This window comes from Streptomyces beijiangensis (assembly GCF_017315755.1).
GTDB lineage: Bacteria > Actinomycetota > Actinomycetes > Streptomycetales > Streptomycetaceae > Streptomyces > Streptomyces beijiangensis.
Genome location: NZ_JAFLRJ010001408.1, coordinates 1 through 337, shown reverse-complemented (window position 1 = coordinate 337; position 337 = coordinate 1). Strand labels below are relative to the sequence as shown.

The 337-nt window shown below is 67.7% G+C and carries 1 protein-coding gene; it reads right to left on the bottom strand.

Annotation, left to right across the window (positions count from 1 at the left end; genetic code table 11):
• The coding region (locus J0695_RS42040) for a winged helix-turn-helix domain-containing protein (protein WP_206970060.1) at nucleotides 1-305 on the bottom strand (305 nt) is incomplete at its 3' end.
• Between the last annotated feature and the right edge of the window lie 32 nt (nucleotides 306-337).

Below are 337 nucleotides of genomic sequence, written 5' to 3'. Positions count from 1 at the left end.
ATCCGGGTGGTGTGGACGGTGATGCTCAGAGCGGTGTCAGCGGCGGCCTGTCCGTCGGGGGCCCGGTCCCCACCGATGTACGTGACCCTGCGCAGAGGACGACGAACGAAGTTCCCCTTGCCGTGGACCTTCTCGACGAGACCTTCCACTTGGAGCACGGCGAGAGCGCTTCGGAGCGTTGGTGTGCTGACCCTGTATTGCGCGGCGAGGTGGGACTCAGAGGGGAGGCGTTCGCCGGGCTTGAGCCGGCCCGTGGCGATCCGGTCGCGGAGGTCATCGGCGATAGCGTCGCGACGCGAGGGCATGGGATGGATCACCGCCTCGCACTCTCAGGAGC